The sequence below is a fragment of the Pseudomonas sp. MT3 genome, from assembly GCF_054720805.1.
In genome coordinates, this window is sequence record NZ_JBTVPY010000019.1 from 49356 (window position 1) to 66656 (window position 17301).

The 17301-nt window shown below is 63.1% G+C and carries 18 protein-coding genes and 2 pseudogenes; 14 read left to right on the forward strand and 6 right to left on the reverse strand.

The window, feature by feature from the left end; translation table 11 throughout:
- Window positions 1-26: 26 nt before the first annotated feature.
- Complete coding sequence (locus tag ACYCAX_RS19175) at window positions 27-632, reverse strand: LysE family translocator (RefSeq protein ID WP_294972803.1); 606 nt, start codon at window positions 630-632, stop codon at window positions 27-29.
- A 121-nt stretch (window positions 633-753) separates the two neighbouring features.
- Here ACYCAX_RS19175 and ACYCAX_RS19180 point away from each other — a divergent pair, with 121 nt between their 5' ends.
- The gene (locus ACYCAX_RS19180) at window positions 754-1623 is read left to right on the forward strand and encodes a LysR family transcriptional regulator (protein ID WP_294972801.1); all 870 of its coding nucleotides are present in this window, start codon (window positions 754-756) and stop codon (window positions 1621-1623) included.
- A gap of 275 nt (window positions 1624-1898) precedes the next feature.
- Here the strand turns inward: ACYCAX_RS19180 and ACYCAX_RS19185 are convergent, their stop codons facing one another.
- From ACYCAX_RS19185 to ACYCAX_RS19200, 4 genes are all read right to left on the reverse strand, one after another.
- Window positions 1899-2093 (reverse strand): heavy-metal-associated domain-containing protein, encoded by a 195-nt coding sequence (locus tag ACYCAX_RS19185; protein WP_015476008.1) that lies wholly within the window; start codon window positions 2091-2093, stop codon window positions 1899-1901.
- A gap of 94 nt (window positions 2094-2187) precedes the next feature.
- On the reverse strand, window positions 2188-2526 hold the full coding sequence (gene fdx, locus ACYCAX_RS19190; protein WP_294972799.1) for an ISC system 2Fe-2S type ferredoxin: 339 nt from the start codon (window positions 2524-2526) through the stop codon (window positions 2188-2190).
- A gap of 25 nt (window positions 2527-2551) precedes the next feature.
- Window positions 2552-3022 carry a Cu(I)-responsive transcriptional regulator gene (cueR, locus tag ACYCAX_RS19195; protein WP_294972797.1) on the reverse strand — a complete coding sequence of 157 codons (471 nt, stop codon included), beginning with the start codon at window positions 3020-3022 and terminating at the stop codon, window positions 2552-2554.
- 15 nt (window positions 3023-3037) lie between these two features.
- Window positions 3038-5539: a heavy metal translocating P-type ATPase gene (locus ACYCAX_RS19200; RefSeq protein WP_460248601.1), complete on the reverse strand. Its 2502-nt coding sequence runs from the start codon at window positions 5537-5539 to the stop codon at window positions 3038-3040.
- A gap of 268 nt (window positions 5540-5807) precedes the next feature.
- On the opposite strand from ACYCAX_RS19200, the gene ACYCAX_RS19205 reads away from it, so the two are divergent.
- Complete coding sequence (locus ACYCAX_RS19205) at window positions 5808-6350, forward strand: helix-turn-helix transcriptional regulator (RefSeq protein WP_015476012.1); 543 nt, start codon at window positions 5808-5810, stop codon at window positions 6348-6350.
- 300 nt (window positions 6351-6650) lie between these two features.
- On the forward strand, window positions 6651-7139 hold the full coding sequence (locus ACYCAX_RS19210) for a hypothetical protein (protein WP_015476013.1): 489 nt from the start codon (window positions 6651-6653) through the stop codon (window positions 7137-7139).
- Between the two features lie 313 nt (window positions 7140-7452).
- Here the strand turns inward: ACYCAX_RS19210 and ACYCAX_RS19215 are convergent, their stop codons facing one another.
- The gene (locus ACYCAX_RS19215; protein WP_015476014.1) at window positions 7453-7884 is read right to left on the reverse strand and encodes an anti-virulence regulator CigR family protein; all 432 of its coding nucleotides are present in this window, start codon (window positions 7882-7884) and stop codon (window positions 7453-7455) included.
- Between the two features lie 280 nt (window positions 7885-8164).
- Between ACYCAX_RS19215 and ACYCAX_RS19220 the strand changes: the two genes are divergently transcribed.
- The 11 genes and pseudogenes from ACYCAX_RS19220 (at window position 8165) to ACYCAX_RS19270 (ending at window position 17298) form a co-directional block, all read left to right on the forward strand.
- The gene (locus tag ACYCAX_RS19220; RefSeq protein ID WP_460248602.1) at window positions 8165-8992 is read left to right on the forward strand and encodes a PaaX family transcriptional regulator C-terminal domain-containing protein; all 828 of its coding nucleotides are present in this window, start codon (window positions 8165-8167) and stop codon (window positions 8990-8992) included.
- A gap of 16 nt (window positions 8993-9008) precedes the next feature.
- Window positions 9009-10040: a fatty acid desaturase family protein gene (locus ACYCAX_RS19225; protein ID WP_015476016.1), complete on the forward strand. Its 1032-nt coding sequence runs from the start codon at window positions 9009-9011 to the stop codon at window positions 10038-10040.
- A pseudogene (locus ACYCAX_RS19230) lies at window positions 10021-10389 on the forward strand (tyrosine-type recombinase/integrase); the annotation flags it as partial. The gene ACYCAX_RS19225 and the pseudogene ACYCAX_RS19230, both read left to right, overlap by 20 nt.
- A gap of 145 nt (window positions 10390-10534) precedes the next feature.
- A complete protein-coding gene (locus ACYCAX_RS19235) occupies window positions 10535-10690 on the forward strand; it encodes a 2-nitropropane dioxygenase (protein ID WP_460248603.1) in 156 nt (51 codons plus the stop codon).
- A gap of 130 nt (window positions 10691-10820) precedes the next feature.
- Window positions 10821-10967, forward strand: a pseudogene (locus tag ACYCAX_RS19240) (pirin family protein); the annotation flags it as partial.
- 228 nt (window positions 10968-11195) lie between these two features.
- Complete coding sequence (locus ACYCAX_RS19245; protein ID WP_460248604.1) at window positions 11196-13352, forward strand: FUSC family protein; 2157 nt, start codon at window positions 11196-11198, stop codon at window positions 13350-13352.
- Window positions 13342-13548, forward strand: coding sequence for a DUF1656 domain-containing protein (locus ACYCAX_RS19250; protein WP_294972786.1), 207 nt, complete (start codon window positions 13342-13344; stop codon window positions 13546-13548). Before ACYCAX_RS19245 ends, ACYCAX_RS19250 begins: the two co-directional genes overlap by 11 nt.
- A 1-nt stretch (window position 13549) precedes the next feature.
- On the forward strand, window positions 13550-14500 hold the full coding sequence (locus ACYCAX_RS19255) for an HlyD family efflux transporter periplasmic adaptor subunit (RefSeq protein WP_460248605.1): 951 nt from the start codon (window positions 13550-13552) through the stop codon (window positions 14498-14500).
- A gap of 484 nt (window positions 14501-14984) precedes the next feature.
- Window positions 14985-15551 carry an NADPH-dependent FMN reductase gene (locus ACYCAX_RS19260; protein ID WP_460248606.1) on the forward strand — a complete coding sequence of 189 codons (567 nt, stop codon included), beginning with the start codon at window positions 14985-14987 and terminating at the stop codon, window positions 15549-15551.
- A gap of 8 nt (window positions 15552-15559) precedes the next feature.
- A complete protein-coding gene (locus ACYCAX_RS19265) occupies window positions 15560-16021 on the forward strand; it encodes a DoxX family protein (protein ID WP_460248607.1) in 462 nt (153 codons plus the stop codon).
- A 158-nt stretch (window positions 16022-16179) separates the two neighbouring features.
- The gene (locus ACYCAX_RS19270; RefSeq protein ID WP_041711778.1) at window positions 16180-17298 is read left to right on the forward strand and encodes an NAD(P)-dependent alcohol dehydrogenase; all 1119 of its coding nucleotides are present in this window, start codon (window positions 16180-16182) and stop codon (window positions 17296-17298) included.
- Window positions 17299-17301: the final 3 nt, after the last annotated feature.

Consider the following 17301-nt stretch of genomic DNA (forward strand, 5'->3'; position numbering starts at 1 on the left):
GGAGCGTGTAAAGACATTGGCATCACTCAACGAGTTGGCAGCAGCGCACCAAAGGCCACAAAGAGTCCACCACACACTCGATTGAAACGCTGTCCCGCCCTTGCTAGCCAGGGCCGCACGCGATTGGCGGCGCTGGCCACGCCGAATTCAACTGCAAATTCCACCGTCGCATAGGTCAGCGCCATGACAACCGTTTGGAGCAGAAGATTCCGATGCGGGTCGATGAAGGGTGTGATGAATGCGGTGAACAGCAGCAAGGCCTTGGGATTGGAGATGGCGGACAACAGACCCTGGCGAAACAGCAACAGTTGGCTGGAGTTTGAAAGATCGCCCAGGGAAAGTGTCACCGGCTCCGAACGCCAGAGATTGACACCCAGCCAGATGAGATAGAGCCCGCCGATAACTTTCAGGACGGTCAGCCAGAGGATCGAGGCCTTCAGCAGAGCGCCCAGGCCGAGCACGCACAGTGCGATCATGGCGATGAAGCCGATGACGCCGCCGGAGATCGTGAAAAGCGTCTTGCGGGTGCCGTGAAGGGCACCGTGGGTGAGGACGAGCAGTGCATTCGGGCCGGGGACGACCGAAATACCGCCGCAGGTCAGCAGATAGAGCAGCCAGGTGTCGAAGTGCATGAAATCTCCAGGATGAATGCCGCCGGCGGCGCGCCCATCAATCATGCAAAGACATTGGCTGGACGAAAAGCGCATATTCTGGCAATCAGCTATTCGTTTTTCGAATGCAGGAGTGGTGCAGATGTCGCCTCGGGATCTACAGATCGATTGGCTCAAATGCTTTGTCGCGGTGGTCGATACGGGCTCTCTGTCCAGCGCCACCGCCGAGGTGCATCGGTCCCAATCCGCCGTGAGCATGCAGCTCAAGAAGCTGGAGGCAGCGCTCGGCCGACAGGTGCTGAGCCGGGGGCCACGGCATCTTGAATTGACCGACGACGGACAGACGCTGCTGGGCTATGCGCGACGGATGCTGGCATTGCACGCCGAGACACAAGCAGCCTTCCGGGGCGAGGAACTGACCGGGAGAATCCGCCTGGGTGTCGCCGAGGACTACGCAGCGCACTACCTCACGCCGGTCTTGAAACGTTTTGCGCCAAGGCATGGCGGTGTTGAGATCGAGCTGACCTGCGAACAGTCGACCGCGCTCATTCCCCGAGTGATGAGCGGTGACCTCGATCTGGCATTGGTCTCGCGTGACAGCCCACGGCGCGGAGCGTTCCTGTTCCAGGAGCCCATGGCATGGGTGGGATCTGCGCAATTCGACCTGTGGCGGCGCGATCCCTTGCCGATTGCGGTCTACGAATCGGCCAGCCTCGCGCGCCGATGCGCCGTCGATTCCCTGGCCAGGCAAGGCCGTCATTACAAGGTCGTCTATAACAGCTCGAGCCTGGCGGGGCAGGTCGCTGCCGTCGAGAGCGGAATCGCGGTGGCGGTGCTGACACGCTGTACCGTGCCGGCCCATCTCCAGATCTTGGGAAGGGAGCATAACCTGGGGCCGCTGGATTCGATGGACGTTGCTGTCTATCGCAGCAAGGCGTCGCAGGGTTCCAAGGCTGTAGATAGTCTCCGGAGCTTCCTGATCAGAATGCTTGCCTCGTCATCAACGCAATGACGCTTGTTTCGCTTCTGGCCCAGGCTGTGTAAAAACGAGGCCAGTGCCCTTGCTATCCCTCCGTCGGCAAGCATAGCGGGGGTAGTCCATGAAGCCTTTCATCCAAGGCGGGCCCGAGGTCCATGCAGCGTTGCCGCCTGAGCGCCTGGGTGATTGCATCGCGGACAATCACTGTCGGCGATTGCCAGGCGGCTGGCTCATCGCAAGGGGGGCCAACGCTGCATGGCGTACCAGCATCGCGGTCGATCTGAATCAGGATCGACCGCGATCGGACGTTACTGCGAGCGCGGCGGGAAGCCGGCCTCGCGCAGGGCCGCAACGATCTTTTCCTCCGGTGCCGACGTTTGTACCCGGACCAGGCGGGTTGGCGGGTCCGTGACGATGTGAGCGCTGGGGTCTATGGTCTGGATGGCCTTGGTCACGGTACGGGCGCAGCCGCCGCAGGTCATGTCATCAAGATGGAATTGCATGGAAAACTCCTTTCGTGTTGGGGTGCCAGGCAGTGTGGTTCTTGCCACGGTTGGAAGGTCAAGGGATAGGCTGGCCAATGCGGTACGCCGCGCCTTAGGGGGTCTCCTTGGCATGGTTGATCGTGTATCTGGGGATTTCGATGGTCAGGTCTTCCCCGGCCAGGATGGCCTGGCAGCTCAGGCGCGACTGCGCCTCCAGTCCCCAGGCCCGATCGAGCAGGTCGTCCTCGTACTCATCGGCTTCCTTGAGAGAGCCGAAGCCGTTGCGCACGATGCAGTGGCAGGTCGTGCAGGCGCGTTTCATATCGCACGCGTGCTCTATGTCGATGCCATTTTTCAGCAGCGCCTCGCAGATCGAGATGCCGGCAGGTGCGTCCAGCACGGCGCCTTCTGGCGCCAGACCGGGATGGGGAAGAACGGTGATTCTGGGCATGTCGTGTTCCTGACGGTCAGTACGCTCACGTGCGTCTTGATAGCCCGTTGCCGGGATAGCGGCGCGGCACGGCGCCGGTGCGCGCTTCGGGCTCCTGCTCCCCGTCATCGGGGCGCTCGAGGATGAGCAGGATCGGGCAGTTGGGCCGCTCGTCGCCCGCACAGCAGTGGATCAGTGCTTTGAGCGTCGCGGCCATCTGCTGCAGGCTCTTGATGCGCCGGTCCAGCTCGGAGATATGCTGCTGTGCGAGATGCTTGACGTCGGCGCTCTGGCGCGACTGGTCGTTCCACAGATTCAATAGGTCACCGATCTCGGCCACCGAGAATCCGAGGTCGCGGGCGCGACGGATGAAATGCAACGGGTGAACGTCGGCCTGGGTATACGCGCGATAGCCCGAGTCGGTTCGCTTCGCGGCGGGGATCAGGCCGATCTGCTCGTAGTAGCGGATCATCTTGGCCGAGACTCTGGATATCCTGGATGCTTCGCCAATGTTCATGGCTATCCCCTTCGCTCAATGAGCTGTCTCGGACGCTGTTGCCAGCGGTGCCCGGAAGTGGCGAAGGCGTAGCGCGTTGCCCAGCACGAATACGCTCGACATGGCCATGGCACCTGCGGCGAAGACGGGGGACAGCAGCACGCCCAATGTCGGGTACAAGGCCCCGGCGGCCACGGGAATCAGCGCTGTGTTGTAGGCAAAGGCCCAGAACAGGTTCTGGCGGATGTTGCCAATGGTGGCCTTGGAGAGCGCGATGGCATTGGGCACGCCTTGCAGGCTGCCGGACATCAGCACCACATCGGCGGACTCCACTGCCACATCGGTGCCGGTACCGATGGCCAGGCCCACGTCGGCCTCGGCCAGCGCCGGTGCGTCGTTGATGCCATCGCCCACGAAGGCGGTCCGGCCATGTTCCGCCTTCAGCCTGCGTACCGCTTCCACCTTGCCTTCGGGCAGAACCTCGGCCACCACTTCATCGATGCCCAGTTGCCTGGCGATGGCCTGCGCCGTGCGTGCGTTGTCTCCCGTGATCATGGCGACCTTCAGGCCGAGCTGGTGCAGCGCCGCGATGGCGGCGGGCGTGGTGGCCTTGATCGGGTCGGCAACGGCAATGATTGCGGCCAGCCGACCGTCGATGGCGGCATAGAGTGGCGATTTTCCTTCATGCCCCAGACGCTCGGCCGCAAGGGCAAACTCATCCACGTCCAGACCCAGCTCACGCATATAGCGGTCAGCGCCCACTTCCACGCGCGCGCCGTTCACTGTGGCGCGCACGCCCATGCCCGTGACGGATTCGAAATCCGTCATCGTTTGCAGTTCGACTCCACCTTCCACGGCGGACTCTACGATGGCGCGGGCAATCGGATGCTCCGAGCGCGATTCCACCGCGGCCACCTTTGCCAGAACCTCGTTGCGCTCAAAGCCAGGGGCGACTTCCAGGTCAGTCAGGGTCGGGCGGCCCTCGGTCAGGGTACCGGTCTTGTCCACGGCTACCACTTGGGCATCCTTGAGCAATTGCAGTGCCTCGCCCTTGCGGAACAGCACGCCCATTTCCGCGCCGCGGCCCGTGCCGACCATGATCGAGGTCGGTGTAGCCAGCCCCATTGCACAGGGGCACGCGATGATAAGCACCGCCACGGCATTGACCAGGGCAAAGGTCAGGGCCGGTGACGGCCCAAGCGCGAGCCACAGCAGGAAGGTCAGTCCGGCGACCGCCATCACCGCCGGCACGAACCACAGCGTTACCTTGTCCACCACGGCCTGGATCGGCAGCTTGGAGCCCTGGGCCTGTTCTACCAGGCGGATGATCTGCGCGAGCATGGTCTGCCCGCCCACGGCGGTGGCGCGCAGCATCAGCGCACCTTTCTGGTTGACGGTGCCGCCAACCACCGCGCTGCCTGTCGCCTTCTCGACCGGGATCGGCTCGCCCGTGATCATCGACTCGTCCACGAAGCTGCGGCCTTCGGTCACTTCGCCATCGACCGGCACGCGTTCGCCGGGCCGGACCTCCACGAGGTCGCCCAGGATCACGTCGTTGATCGAAATGTCCACGATGCGGCCATCGCGTGAAACGTGTGCCATCTTGGCCTGCAAGCCGACCAGACGCTTGATGGCCTCGGAGGTACGACCCTTGGCCCGCGCCTCCAGAAAGCGCCCCAGCAGGATCAGCGCCACGATGACCGCCGCCGCCTCGTAATAGACGTTGACCGTTCCTGCGGGCAGCAGGCCGGGGGCAAAGGTGGCTACCAGCGAATAGCCGAACGCGGCGGCCGTACCGACTGCCACGAGTGAGTTCATGTCAGGGGCCAGGCGCACCAGGGCAGGAAATCCCTTCTCGTAGAAGCGCCAGCCCGGAATTGCCAGTACCAGCAAGGTCAGCACGAATTGCAGATACCAGCTTTCCTGGATGCCGATGACATCCATGACCCATGCGTGCATGCCTGGAATGAGGTGCGAGCCCATTTCGAGCACGAATACCGGCAATGCCAGCACGCTCGCGAGGATGAGGTCGCGTTTGAGCCTGGCCAGCTCGGCATCCTTCTTTTCTGCGGCCTCGTCCTCGGCCCGGGCGCCGGTATCAACCAGGCGGGCCTCGTAACCGGCTTTCTCGATGGCGGCTATCAGCGCCTGCACGACCGCCATGCCGTGCACGGTGGCGCGCTCGGTCGCCAGGTTCACCGTGGCATCCGTGACGCCTGGCACGGCCTTGAGCGCTTTCTCGACGCGCCCTACGCACGAGGCGCAGGTCATGCCCTCGACCGCCAGCTCGGTGGTGTCGACCGGTACGTCGTAACCCACTTTCCTGACTGCCTGGATCAGCGCCATGCGATCAACCGGGCCGGTCGGGCGGACGTCGGCGCGTTCGGTGGCGAGATTGACGGACACGCTGCCAACGCCTTCGATCCTGGCCAGGGCGGCTTCGACCCGGCCCACGCAGCTTGCGCAGGTCATCCCTTCGATAGGCAGGCTTATCGGGGCTGTGGCTGCGCGCGCATTGCTGGTACTCGGCATGCTCATGGTGTGCTCCCTGTCGGTGAACATTCGATGCAAGGGAGCCTGGGGCTTGCCATTGTTGGAAGGTCAAGCCTATTCGGTTCGTGCTGCCTGATTGGGAGGCTCGACGCACAGCGAAAGGGCGTCTGCCGGATCAGGCAGGTGATGGCCGCCAAGCGCTTGTGCCAGGCCGCCCCGGACAGGGGCACCGGTGTTGCTCGGGCCCATAGCGGCGAGCGCCATTGCGGTGTTGCCTGCACAATGAAGCACGGCTGGGCGAGGTGTCTGTTTCATGTCATGCGCGATTGCGCTTTCGACGATCGATCGGCTTGCTGCTAAAGCCTTCGATGCGCCGGTATTGTTCAGCCAGCAACGCAATTCCCTGGTGTTCCGCCGCAGCGTGCTCGACCGGCCGATGCCCGGTCGCGACCCTCGCTTGCTGGCCATCGTCATCGAAAGCATGCGCATGCTCGGCGGACAGGCAGGCGTACCGAATCGCCCAGGCATCGTCGATGACGTCAAGTCGCAGGTAAGGACGTTGCTTGGCGATGGCTATCCGAGCCTGGAGCAGGTCGCCGAGCAACTGCGCCTACCCAGCTGGACCGTGCAACGGCGCCTGCAGGAGCATGGCCTGAGTTTCTCTGCCTTGGTCGACACGGTGCGTCAGGAACTGGCCACCTATTATCTGCAGCAATCCGCTCTGCCAATCTCAGAGCTGGCCCTGCTGCTGGGCTATTCAGAGATCAGTGCTTTCTCGCGCGCCTTCCGACGCTGGTTCGATGTCAGTCCGAAACAGTGGCGGCAGGCACACAAGAGCCAGATGGCGAGAGCCTGACGAGGCTGCACGAACCTGCAACCGAACAGCCAAGTGCCGCGGCGTTGTCTCGAGCGTAGATGGGCCTTGGCAAGTCATTGTTGATCCCAGGCATCTGTACGCGGGTGACAGCAAGCGCTTCAAGGCTTGGCCAGCCCTGGTACCACATGAATAGAAACGACGCGCATAAGGCGCCATAGGCGCACTATTGGGTGGAAGCAATCGATGGTGGCCAAATGCCATTTTGCATGGAAGAATGCGTCCCTCCTGTCAACGTGAACAGGATTCGGAGCACAAAGTCGCCTCTAGTAAGGAGCACTCATGAAGAGGGTTGCGACCGCCATTGCATTGGCTTTGGTAATGCAGAATTGTCTTGCAGCCACAGAAGTGACCAAGGCGGCACAAAATAGCGGGATCAAGTCTTGCCTTGAGCAACTGCGCGGCGTATCGGACTTCGTAATTGGCAAGTCCGATCACGGTACCAATAGCGTCTGGAACACAGCACAGCCGAACAAGCGGCTTTTCGAGACATTCTCAGTGAAGAAATACTCGGATGCCTACTCGCAGATCATCATGACGGCGTCCCCCAATTCAGCCGGCAAGTGCGACCTCAGCAGCAACGAAACAATGGTGATGCGAGGTTCTTGCATGAAGATCAGGGAGACCACGTTCAAGGACTGGAAATATATTGGCTCAATCCTGAACACTGCAGTCATCGAGAATACCAACAAAGTGAGCGTGTTCCTCACTCCGCAACTGGATGACAGTGTCTGCCTCGTCAATCGACAGGAAGTTTCGTACGAGAAATAAGAGGCGAATCTGCTCCATCCCCGAAAGCCTGCTTCCGCCATCGAGACTCATCGTAGTGGTCCGTTTCACCTTCGACCGATCAATCAGGCCAGGAAGAACCCCCTGACCTGAAAGACCGGCTATGAAAGCGACGACCAGAAATGCACGCGGCCTGAATTCGTTCTCGCTGATGGCACTGGAACGAAAGCCCCGCCGGGGAGGCGGGGCTTCAAGACATCGAGCATTGTACCGACAGGGGATGAACGGCCAGTGTCCATCCGTGGCATGTTCGATGGGGCCAGATGAGGTTTTCCACGGCTATCCGGCAGGTCGATCAGTCCAGGACGTTGTTCAGGACTTCGTAGATGACACCGGTGGCGATAGTGACCAGGAGCAGATCGGTGCCGGCCTGCTGCCATTCGTAGCCATCGTAGCGGGGCAGGCGGCCAATCAGGCGGCCGTCGAGCTTCTTGGCGATACCGGGAGGCAGTGGTTTGCCGCGTGCGAGGTTCTTGCGGATGCCAGGCGGTAGCGCCGCGCCCGGACTCCAGTAGTCGCGGTTGTTGTCGAGGACGACGCGAACGCCACCGATATCGATCTGCGGGCCGCCTTGCCAGTTGCCACCGCCTTGCCCCTGATTGCCGTGTTGGGCGTTCTTGGCGTGGCCATTGCCGTTCCCGTTCCCATTACCGGCCAGTAGCGTCGGGCTGGCGCCAACCAGGGCGAGGCCGAGGGCCGTTGCCAGCAGGGTATTGGATCTGGACATGTTCGTTTGTTCTCCGTTTGGCCTGTGCTGCTGAGCGTAGCCGTTGTCACTCCGTTCCGGTAGCAGGCGAATGACCGCCAAAGTGCCTTCATCTTGTCGGAGCCCCAAGAGCTGCGGGGGTGTGGCGTGGCCAGGAGGTTTACTTACCGGCGCTCGAACTCTCCCGACTCCACGCCAAGCCCCATCGTTGGATCTGGTAAAGATTACTGAAAAAAACGGTATACATCGTTCCAAGTAACATTACGCCGAAAGACACAATACTTAAAAATGAGTCATTGAGATGACGCCACACCCCCGGGATCTGATTCTCAAGTTTCTTCTGAGCAGAGATGATGGTGTGCTCAGTGCCCGCGATGCGATTTCTGCTTGCGCCCTGTTCGGCATTCGCGAGAACAGCGTGAGAGTGGCCCTTGTCCGGCTGGCAGCCGCCGGCATGATCGAGGCGGCGGGACGAGGCGACTACTGCCTGGGAGCCAAGGCTGCGGATCTGGCGGAAGATGTGCGTGGCTGGCGTAACGCTGAAATGCGTATCGGCCACTGGCATGGTGCCTGGGTAGTGGCGCACTGCGCCGGCCTGGGCCGTACTGACCGCGCACAATTGCGTCGCCGCGAGCGAGCTCTGGAACTGCTGGGTTTCCGCGAGCTGGAGCGCGAGCTTTTCATCCGCCCCGACAATCTGGCGGGCGGTGTTGTCCTGGTGAGGGAGCGCCTGCTCAAGCTGGGCCTCGAATCGAGCGCCTCGGTCTTCCTGGCGGCAGAGTTCGACCCCATGCGCGAGGTGCGAGCACGCGCACTATGGGACGGCAAGGTGCTCAACCGCGGCTACCGCGAGACTGCCGAGAAACTCGGCAAATGGCTGACACGAGTCGATGAGATGGAAGTGGAAGTCGCTGCCCGGGAGTCCTTCCTGATGGGTAATGCAGCCATTCGCCAACTGATCTACGACCCACTGCTTCCCGAGCCGCTGGTCAATCCTCAGGAACGGCACGCCTTCATCGATGTGCTGCTGCGCTATGACGATGTCGGCCATGCCATCTGGCGTGGTCTACGAGCGTCGCCACCTGTCGAATCGTCGACCGGTACCACCCAAAGTCCTATCAACCACTGACCGCTACGAGGTAGCCATGCATCAGGACTCAACCGTTAGCCAGGAAAGCCTCCCCGGCATCCGCCGCAAGGTCACCGAAATTTTCAGTCGCGACGAAATACGCATGCTGACCGAGCGCTCCGACCTGATGGGATTCGCTGCCGTCGGTTTTACCTGGGGTGTCATTGCCCTGGCTTTCATCGTCATGGCCTGGGCCAGCACACAACCGCTGGCAGTCGCAATCCCGGTTTTCCTGATTGCGCTGGCGCTGCTGGCCGGCCGCCAACTGGCGCTGGCCATTCTCATGCATGACGCATCTCACGGGACGCTGTTCAAGACCCGCTTTCTGAATGAGGTCCTGGTCGACTGGATCTGCGCCAGGCCCATCTGGAATGACCTGAAGAAATACCGCACACACCATCTGGTACATCATGCAAAAACTGGCCAGGCAGAAGACACCGACCTCTCGCTGGTAGCTCCCTTCCCGACGACACGAGCTTCGCTGATACGCAAGCTTGTACGCGATATCAGCGGACTGACGGGCCTGAAGTTCTTTGCCGGGCGATTTCTCATGGATGCCGGATACCTGAAGTGGACAGTGGCCAACGACCTGACCAGGCTGCCCACCGAGGGACAAACGTTCGCCAGCCGCAGCCGACTGTTCCTGCGCAACGTGACGCCTACCGTCATCACCAATGCCGTGCTCTTCGGAGTGCTCTGGGCGACCGGATACCCCTGGCTGTACCTCGCCTGGATATTCGCTTACATGACCCCCTTTGCCGCCTTCGTGCGCATCCGCTCCATGGCCGAACACGCCTGCACGGAAGTCTCCGCCGACAGTTTCCTCAATACCCGAACTACTCGCGCCGGCCTGATCGCCAGGGCCACGGTAGCGCCCATCAATGTGAACTATCACATCGAGCACCACGTCATGGCGTCGGTGCCCTACTTTCGCTTGCCACTGATGCACCGGATGCTGCGCGAACGCAACGCGACTGGCGAGCCCCCAGGCTATCTGGAAGTACTGCGCATCGTGTCTTCGGGGGCCGGAGTTACTGACCGCGCGTGATGCTCGAACCGCCTTGCCGCATCCGGGGCTGACCGTCGCCAACGCCAAGTCGAAGCGTGTTCGCTCAGTGCCGATTTCGCAAGGATTGGCCAAGGAGATTCGCCAGCACTGGCAGACTCCCGGCCCCTTCACCAACCGCCTTGGGGTGTTCCGCATCGTGCTGCTGTCCACCTCGATCAAGCTACCGAGAGGGCAGGCCAGCCACATGCTGCGGCAAACCTTCGCCAGTCACTTCATCATGAACGGCAGGCACATCGTGACGTTGCAGCACATCCTGGGGCATGCCTCGCTCTCGATGACGATGCGGTATGCGCATTTGTCTCATCGGGATCATCTGGCCGAGGCCGTGCTGCCAGGAGGGTGTAGACAAAATAAAAAACTGTCCGCCCCATTTCCCTGGACGGCCTTGAAGCCATGCCTCGAACCGGCCGCCTGCCCTCGATCGTCGCTGCCGGCCTGGCCCCCGACAACCTTGCCGTGAGGACCCGAGCAAGATGAACTTCGGCGGCGACGCGAAGAAGGCCTGGAAGGACATCTGGGGTTGCGGGCAGGGCATCGGGCCGATTACCCGGGTACAGAAGACGGCCGAGTACATCGCCCGGCTCAAGCGCGGATACGCGCAGGCCAAGCCCCGCCTGGCCGAGCTCTGAGGGCGCGGGCGGCGGGCCTCCAGCACGCTTCAGCGTTCATCAGATGGAACACTGAGGATCAACAGCTGGGGCTACCGGGCTTGTCGTTGCGGACCTACCGTTATTCCCGTTGTGTTTCGGGAGGTGCGCGATGAAGAAGGTGCTTGGCGTCTACACCAGCCACCGGTCCCACTGGATGGGAGACGGATTCCCGGTTCGTACATCGTTTTCCTACGACAGTCTGGGAAAGCACATTAGTCCTTTCCTGCTGCTCGACCTTGCCGGTCCCCAGGATTTCCAGAGTGGCCGCTTCGGCCAGATGGACCGGCCGAATCCCGGTCCACAGCGCAGCAGGGGAGCCAGGCCATGAGTAGCCATGCAGTTCAGTGCGAGCTGTCATCCCGCGCGCTGGGCAAGCCACCGCGAGGGCGAGGGCCATACCGCCCCGGGAGCGCCGACGGCGACTCCAGTACCGATGGGTACCACCCAATCGGTTATCCGGTGAGCCTGTCCTGAGGCGTTGAATGTGAAACCCTTGATCGCATATTTCAAGCTGGCCCTGCGGCCAGGCCCCGATATCCTGCTTTTTGCTCTGCGCACAGTCGCTGCCGGCCTGCTTTGTCTGTACCTGGCTTTCGTCTTCGACCTGGACCAACCCAAATGGGCGCTGATGACGGTGATCATCATCAGTCTTCCCCTGGCTGGCATGACCCTCAAGCGCAGCTTCGCCCAGGTACTGGGGACTGCGGGCGGTGCCTCGGCGGCGGTAGTGATCATGGCGCTGTTCCCGCAGCAGCCGGTGCTGTTCATCGTCGCCCTGGCGTCCTGGCTGGCCTTCTGTACCGCAGGTGGAACCCTGCTGCGCTACACCGATTCACATGCCTTCGTGCTCAGTGGGTTCACCGCCGTAGTCGTGGCGATGCTGTCCGTCCCCGAGCCGGATGGAACCTTGCTACTGGCGATCACCCGCTTGAGCGAAACCCTCCTGGCGGTGGCTTGCGTGGCAGTCGTCAGCCTGTTGACGGCACGCCCCCAGGCCGTTGCCAAGGGCTACTTCGCCAAGGTCGATGGCCTGGTCAGGCTGATTGCCCAGCACGCGGCCGCGACCATCAGGACGGAGGAGGCGCCGGAGGCGTTCCACCAGCGCCAGGCGCAGTTGGTCGCCGAGGTCAGTGCGCTTGAGGGCCTGCGCCGCCACCTGTATTTCGACGCACCGCATCTGCGTAACTCTGATGGCCTGGTGCGGTTGTTCGCCAACCAACTGGTCCTGCTGGTGTCGCGCTTGCTGGTGCTGCGGCAGCAGCGGGAATTGATCGCACGGCAATGGGAGGGGCCGCTGCCGGCTGATATCCAGTTGTTGCGCGAGAGGGAGCTACAGAGCCTGGATGAGGTGGCGCGCCGTGGCGTCGCCTTGCCGGCGAACGACCGTGCCGCGCTTGGCAGCTTGCGCCAGGGGTTCGACGAGGCTGCCGATCGCGCCGAGCACCTCGCCGAGCCGCTGCCCGCGCCGCTGCGTTCCCTGGCCTGGGCGCTACGTTGGGAGCAGGCCCGGTTCCTCCAGCAGTTGGAGGAGTTGCTCGAACTCGACGAGGCGATCCGCCACGGCCGGGCGGCCAGTAGCCCTAACAGCGCAGGGCAGGCGAACGCCTTGCACCTGGACTTCCGTCTGGCCGGTATGAACGCCTTGCGTGCGTTCCTCGCCCTGGTGGTCGCGGGCGCGATCTGGATTGGTAGCGCCTGGGACGGAGCTCGCTCGGGGGTGATCCTGGTCGGTGTCATGTGCTCGCTGATGGCGACCTTGCCGCGGCCATTGCTGGCCAGCCAGAACTATAACCGTGGCCTGCTGCTGGCCATCGGCCTGTCGGCCCTCTACCAGTTCGCCCTTCTGCCAGTGTTCGACGATTTCGAGATGCTCGCCCTGTGCCTGGTCCCCTTGCTCTACCTCGCCGCGGTCGGCCTGGCCAACCCGGCGACCGCCGGCATCGGCATGGGTATCGGCCTGATCAGTCTGTTGATGATCGGACCGCAGAACGTCGGGGCTTACCACAATAGCGCGGTGCAGTGGTTCGAGTTCGCGGGGGGCTACTTCACCGGTGGGATGCTCTCCATGCTGGTGTTCGCCCTGGTGTTCCCCTTCGACCCTCAGAAGCGCATCGCCTGGTTGTTCCGTCACGTGCGCGAGGATGTGTACCGGCAGGTGTCGGATGGCAACGGCCTGGCCCAGCAGTTCGAGTTCGAGAGCCGCATGCTCGATCGGCTGGCCACGATGGCCGGCTTGCTTGCGGCTACCGGCGACCCGGTGTCGAAGGAGCGCTTCGAGTGCAGCTTGAGCTGCGTGGTACTGGCCGCTGCCCTGGGCCAGATCAATGCCCAGTGCACTCGCGGCGCGGCTCTCACGCCAGGGGCCCGGACCCGCCTGCGCCAAGGGGTGCAGGACATGGTCGATTTTGTCGGTGGCCGTCGCCCGGTGAAACTGGACGGGCTGTTGGCGACCCTGGATCAACTGGGTCGCTCGCTGGATGAGCAGCACGGCACGTACCTGGCGTTCGGTCGCGGGGAGCTGCGACGGATGTTCATCCTGCGGGTGTCGCTTTCGATCGCGCTCATGTTGCTGCAGCGCTATCGCGCTGTGCTGGAGGTGCCGGTGTCACCGGCCGTGGAGGAGCAGGCCCATGCCCGCTGATTTCGAACTGGGCGGCATCTACCTGCCGCCCATCGCCCAGGTCTTCTTGCTGGCTCTGCCGTTGTTCCTGGTGCTGGATGCCTTGCTGCGACGCGCGGGGGTACTGGCATACGCCTGGCATCCAGCGCTGTTCCAGGGCGCTCTGTATGCCGTGACCTGCGCTGTTCTGGTGCTGTTGATGGGAGCGATTAGCTGAAATGTCTTCGTTGAAACCTTTCCTGGCCGGGGCCCTGACCCTGGTGATGCTGGCGCTGGCCATCGTGCTGGGCGGTTTTGCCTGGGAGTATTACACCCGGGCGCCCTGGACCCGTGATGCCCGGGTGCGGGCCGGTGTGGTGACGCTGTCCGCGGACGTCGGTGGGCGCATCGTCGAGTTGCCGATACGCGACAACCAGTTCGTCGGCAAGGGCGATCTGTTGCTGCGTATAGACCCGGCCAGCTATGAACTCGCCGTGCTGCACGCGCAGCGCGAGGTCGATGTCGCGCGTGCCACGCTTGGGTTGTCGCAGGCGGCCATCGTCGCCCAACAGGCGTTGCTGAAGCAACGACGCAGCGAGGAACAGCGCCGTCGGCAGCTCAAGTCGCGCTCGGCGATTTCCGCCGAAGAGTGGGAACAGTCCAGCACCGACGTGGCGGTGGCGGCGGCCAACCTGCTCAGGGAACAGTCCAACCTGGTACTGGCGCAGACCAACGTGCAGCTTGCCGACGCCGCTCTGAAGCAGGCTCGGCTCGACCTCGAGCGTACCCGGGTCCTGGCGCCAGTCAGTGGCTACGTGACCAACCTGCTGACCCGCCAGGGAGACTTCGCCCAGTCGGGGTCACCCTTGCTGGCCCTGGTGGACAGCGACTCCTTCCACGTCAGCGGCTATTTCGAGGAGACCAAGCTGCCGAAGATTCGCGTCGGCAGCCGAGCGCGGATTTCCCTGATGAGCGGGGAGGAGCTGCAGGGCACGGTGGAGAGCATCGCCTATGCCATTACCGACCAGGAGAACCTCCCGGGCAGCCGCCTGCTGGCCAACGTCAACCCGAACTACACCTGGGTGAAGCTGGCACAGCGGATTCCGGTGCGCCTGCGCCTGGACCCGCGCACGGCAGAGGCTCCGCCGTTGCGCGCGGGCACCACCGCCACCGTCACTATCCTCGAATGAGCCCGGACGATGCCCTCGATGTTGTGCCTGGCCAATGCCCATGTCTGGTCTGAGCGACCGCTGAGCCGCCGCCGTGGCCTCCATTCCCTCGCGTCCACGCCTGGTCTCCGACGGCCTGGCCATCCTGCGCGAGGGTGTGCTGGCGGGTATGGGCTGGGGATGACGTCTCGGGACGGGGGAGGTAGTCGCCATCTTCTCCCGCCGTTCGGGGGCGTCGTCATGGTTCGGTCTGTCCGAACTCCGGGTTCGCGATTCCGGGCAGCACAACGCGCCCATGCTTGGCTAGCATCGCAGTGTGAACGGTCGTGCGGCCATTCGTCCCCGCGAATCGCGCGGCCGCTTCACGCATCCGCGTGGTGCCCAGCCTCGGAAATCGGTGAGAACCCTGGGGCCGTGGCTGCCGCCGGACCTCATGGGGCACGCGAGGCTGCGGATGGCGAGGGCGGTATCACTTCAACATCCCCCCATCGAGCGAGGAAGAACGATGACCCATATCGTTGGTGTGGCCGGTAGCTTGCGGCATGCCTCCTACAACCTGGGCCTGCTGCGCGCAGCGGCAATGCTGATGCCCGACGGCGCAACCCTTGAAGTGAGGAGTATTGCCGGCATTCCGCTGTTCAATGCCGATGACGAGGCTGCTGTCGGCATTCCGTCGGCGGTCGCCGAACTGAAGCAGGCCCTCATGGCCGCCGATGGCGTGATCCTGGCGACGCCGGAATACAACAACGGCATTCCCGGCGTATTCAAGAATGCCATCGACTGGGCGTCGCGGCCCGTGGCCGATATCCCCCGGGTGTTCGGCGGCAGGCCGTTCGCCGTGGTAGGGGCCTCGCCAGGCGGTTTCGGGACGCTGCTTGCACAGGACGCCTGGCTCTCCGTGCTGCGCATGCTCGGCGCCGAGCCCTGGTTCGGCGGGCGTTTGGTGGTATCCCACGCCGGGCAACTCTTCGATGACGCCGGCAATCTGCTCGATGCGGAGCTGCGCGAGCGGCTGCAGGCCTATCTGTCCGGCTTCGTCGAGTTCGTCCGCTCCCACCCCGGACAGCGTTGATTCCCCCAATGAAATATCAGGAGAAGTATCCCATGCAGGAATTTGGACGAGAGGACCCTGTTTGGGTCGACAGGATTCTCGACTGGCGCTGGACCTGGCTGCTGGCACGGACGGCGATGGTCGTGATCTTTCTCGTGAGCGCCATTCTCAAGTCGCTCGACTTCCATGCTGCCGTGCTCGAACAGGAGGAAATGGGACTCCATCCCGGGGCCTTCTGGGCGGGGCTCACCATTGCCGTTCAGGGCATAGGTTGCCTGTTGGTCATTTCAGGTCGCTTCGTCTGGCTCGGTGCAGGCGCCCTGGGCGTCTTCACCGCCATCGCCGCCGTCATGGCGCATGGCTTCTGGACCCTGGAGGGGCAGGAGCGTTTCGTCGCGATGAACGTGTTCCTCGAACACATGGGCCTGATCGGCGGCCTGGTGATGACCGCGCTCGTCGCCGAGCATGCCAAGCGCGAAGGCCGTCCCTGATTCCTGCGCATTCTCGTCGCGGGGGCACGATGAATGTTCTGTCCTGGTGAAACCTGTGTTCGTGATTGCCGGGACTAGCCGGACAGAGAGTGCCGTTAGGATTTTCACGATGCGAACCCTCCTCGAGACCTATCGATTCGTTGAATAGAGGACCTGTCATGCGAGTGCGTGCAGCCGTTATCGAAGAGAAAGCCGGTCCATTCGTTTTTCGCGATCTTGAGTTGGACGAGCCCCGTCCGAACGAAGTGCTCGTCAGGATCTGTGCTGTCGGCATCTGCCAGACCGATATCCATGTCCGCAACCAGGACTATCCCGTTCCCCTGCCAGTGGTGCTCGGTCACGAGGGGGCGGGGATCGTCGAGAAGGTCGGCGCGGGGGTCAAGGGCATCGAGGTCGGTGACCATGTGGTGCTTTCTTATCCTTCCTGCGAGGAGTGCCGATACTGCCGCAGCGGTCACAACGCCTACTGCGAGCACGCTTTCGAGATCTGCTTCGGCGGTTCCCGCCTGGATGGTAGCAACGCCCTCGGATGGCCCGAAGGCGAGGCACATGAAGCGGCGATGCACGGACATTTCTTCGGGCAGTCGTCCTTCGCCACCCATGCCGTCGTCGATCAAAGCAGTGTGGTAAAGGTGCCGGACGACCTGCCGCTCGAGCTTCTCGCGCCGCTGGGATGCGGCTTCCAGACCGGCGCCGGGGCGATCCTCAACTCGCTCGAGGTCCGGCCCGGCTCCCATGTTGCCGTCTTCGGAACCGGCGCGGTCGGCCTTGCCGCCATCATGGCGGCGAAGGTCGCCGGGGCCGCCTCGATCATTGCGGTCGACATCAATGCGTCGCGGCTCGCGGTCGCCCGTGAGCTGGGAGCGACGCACACGATCAACGGCCGCGACGGCAACACCGCCGAGCAGATCAGGGGCATCACGGGCATTGGCGCGGACTACGTCCTGGAGATCACCGCGCGACCGGAGATGCTCAAGCTCGCCGTCGATGTCCTCGCCCCCCTGGGCACGGCGGCGCTGATCGGTGGCGCCCCCGCGGGCGCCGAGGCGCCGGTCGACATGAACGTCCTGCTCAACGGGCGGATGGCCCGCGGCATCATCCAGGGCGACGCCGTGCCCCAGGTCTTCATACCCCGGCTGATCGAGCTTTACCGCGCCGGCCAGTTCCCGATCGACCGACTCGTCCGGTTCTTCGACTTCGAGCAGATCAACGACGCGGTCGAACAAGCTCGCAAAGGCGATGCCATCAAGGCGGTACTGCGCGTCGCCGCCTCCTGACGT

Excerpts from the sequence above, each read along its gene's own strand:
- ACYCAX_RS19175 (WP_294972803.1), bottom strand. The coding sequence starts at position 632 with ATGCACTTCGACACCTGGCTGCTCTATCTGCTGACCTGCGGCGGTATT.
- ACYCAX_RS19180 (WP_294972801.1), top strand. The coding sequence starts at position 754 with ATGTCGCCTCGGGATCTACAGATCGATTGGCTCAAATGCTTTGTCGCG.
- ACYCAX_RS19185 (WP_015476008.1), bottom strand. The coding sequence starts at position 2,093 with ATGCAATTCCATCTTGATGACATGACCTGCGGCGGCTGCGCCCGTACC.
- fdx (WP_294972799.1), bottom strand. The coding sequence starts at position 2,526 with ATGCCCAGAATCACCGTTCTTCCCCATCCCGGTCTGGCGCCAGAAGGC.
- cueR (WP_294972797.1), bottom strand. The coding sequence starts at position 3,022 with ATGAACATTGGCGAAGCATCCAGGATATCCAGAGTCTCGGCCAAGATG.
- ACYCAX_RS19200 (WP_460248601.1), bottom strand. The coding sequence starts at position 5,539 with ATGAGCATGCCGAGTACCAGCAATGCGCGCGCAGCCACAGCCCCGATA.
- ACYCAX_RS19205 (WP_015476012.1), top strand. The coding sequence starts at position 5,808 with ATGTCATGCGCGATTGCGCTTTCGACGATCGATCGGCTTGCTGCTAAA.
- ACYCAX_RS19210 (WP_015476013.1), top strand. The coding sequence starts at position 6,651 with ATGAAGAGGGTTGCGACCGCCATTGCATTGGCTTTGGTAATGCAGAAT.
- ACYCAX_RS19215 (WP_015476014.1), bottom strand. The coding sequence starts at position 7,884 with ATGTCCAGATCCAATACCCTGCTGGCAACGGCCCTCGGCCTCGCCCTG.
- ACYCAX_RS19220 (WP_460248602.1), top strand. The coding sequence starts at position 8,165 with ATGACGCCACACCCCCGGGATCTGATTCTCAAGTTTCTTCTGAGCAGA.
- ACYCAX_RS19225 (WP_015476016.1), top strand. The coding sequence starts at position 9,009 with ATGCATCAGGACTCAACCGTTAGCCAGGAAAGCCTCCCCGGCATCCGC.
- ACYCAX_RS19235 (WP_460248603.1), top strand. The coding sequence starts at position 10,535 with ATGAACTTCGGCGGCGACGCGAAGAAGGCCTGGAAGGACATCTGGGGT.
- ACYCAX_RS19250 (WP_294972786.1), top strand. The coding sequence starts at position 13,342 with ATGCCCGCTGATTTCGAACTGGGCGGCATCTACCTGCCGCCCATCGCC.
- ACYCAX_RS19255 (WP_460248605.1), top strand. The coding sequence starts at position 13,550 with ATGTCTTCGTTGAAACCTTTCCTGGCCGGGGCCCTGACCCTGGTGATG.
- ACYCAX_RS19260 (WP_460248606.1), top strand. The coding sequence starts at position 14,985 with ATGACCCATATCGTTGGTGTGGCCGGTAGCTTGCGGCATGCCTCCTAC.
- ACYCAX_RS19265 (WP_460248607.1), top strand. The coding sequence starts at position 15,560 with ATGAAATATCAGGAGAAGTATCCCATGCAGGAATTTGGACGAGAGGAC.
- ACYCAX_RS19270 (WP_041711778.1), top strand. The coding sequence starts at position 16,180 with ATGCGAGTGCGTGCAGCCGTTATCGAAGAGAAAGCCGGTCCATTCGTT.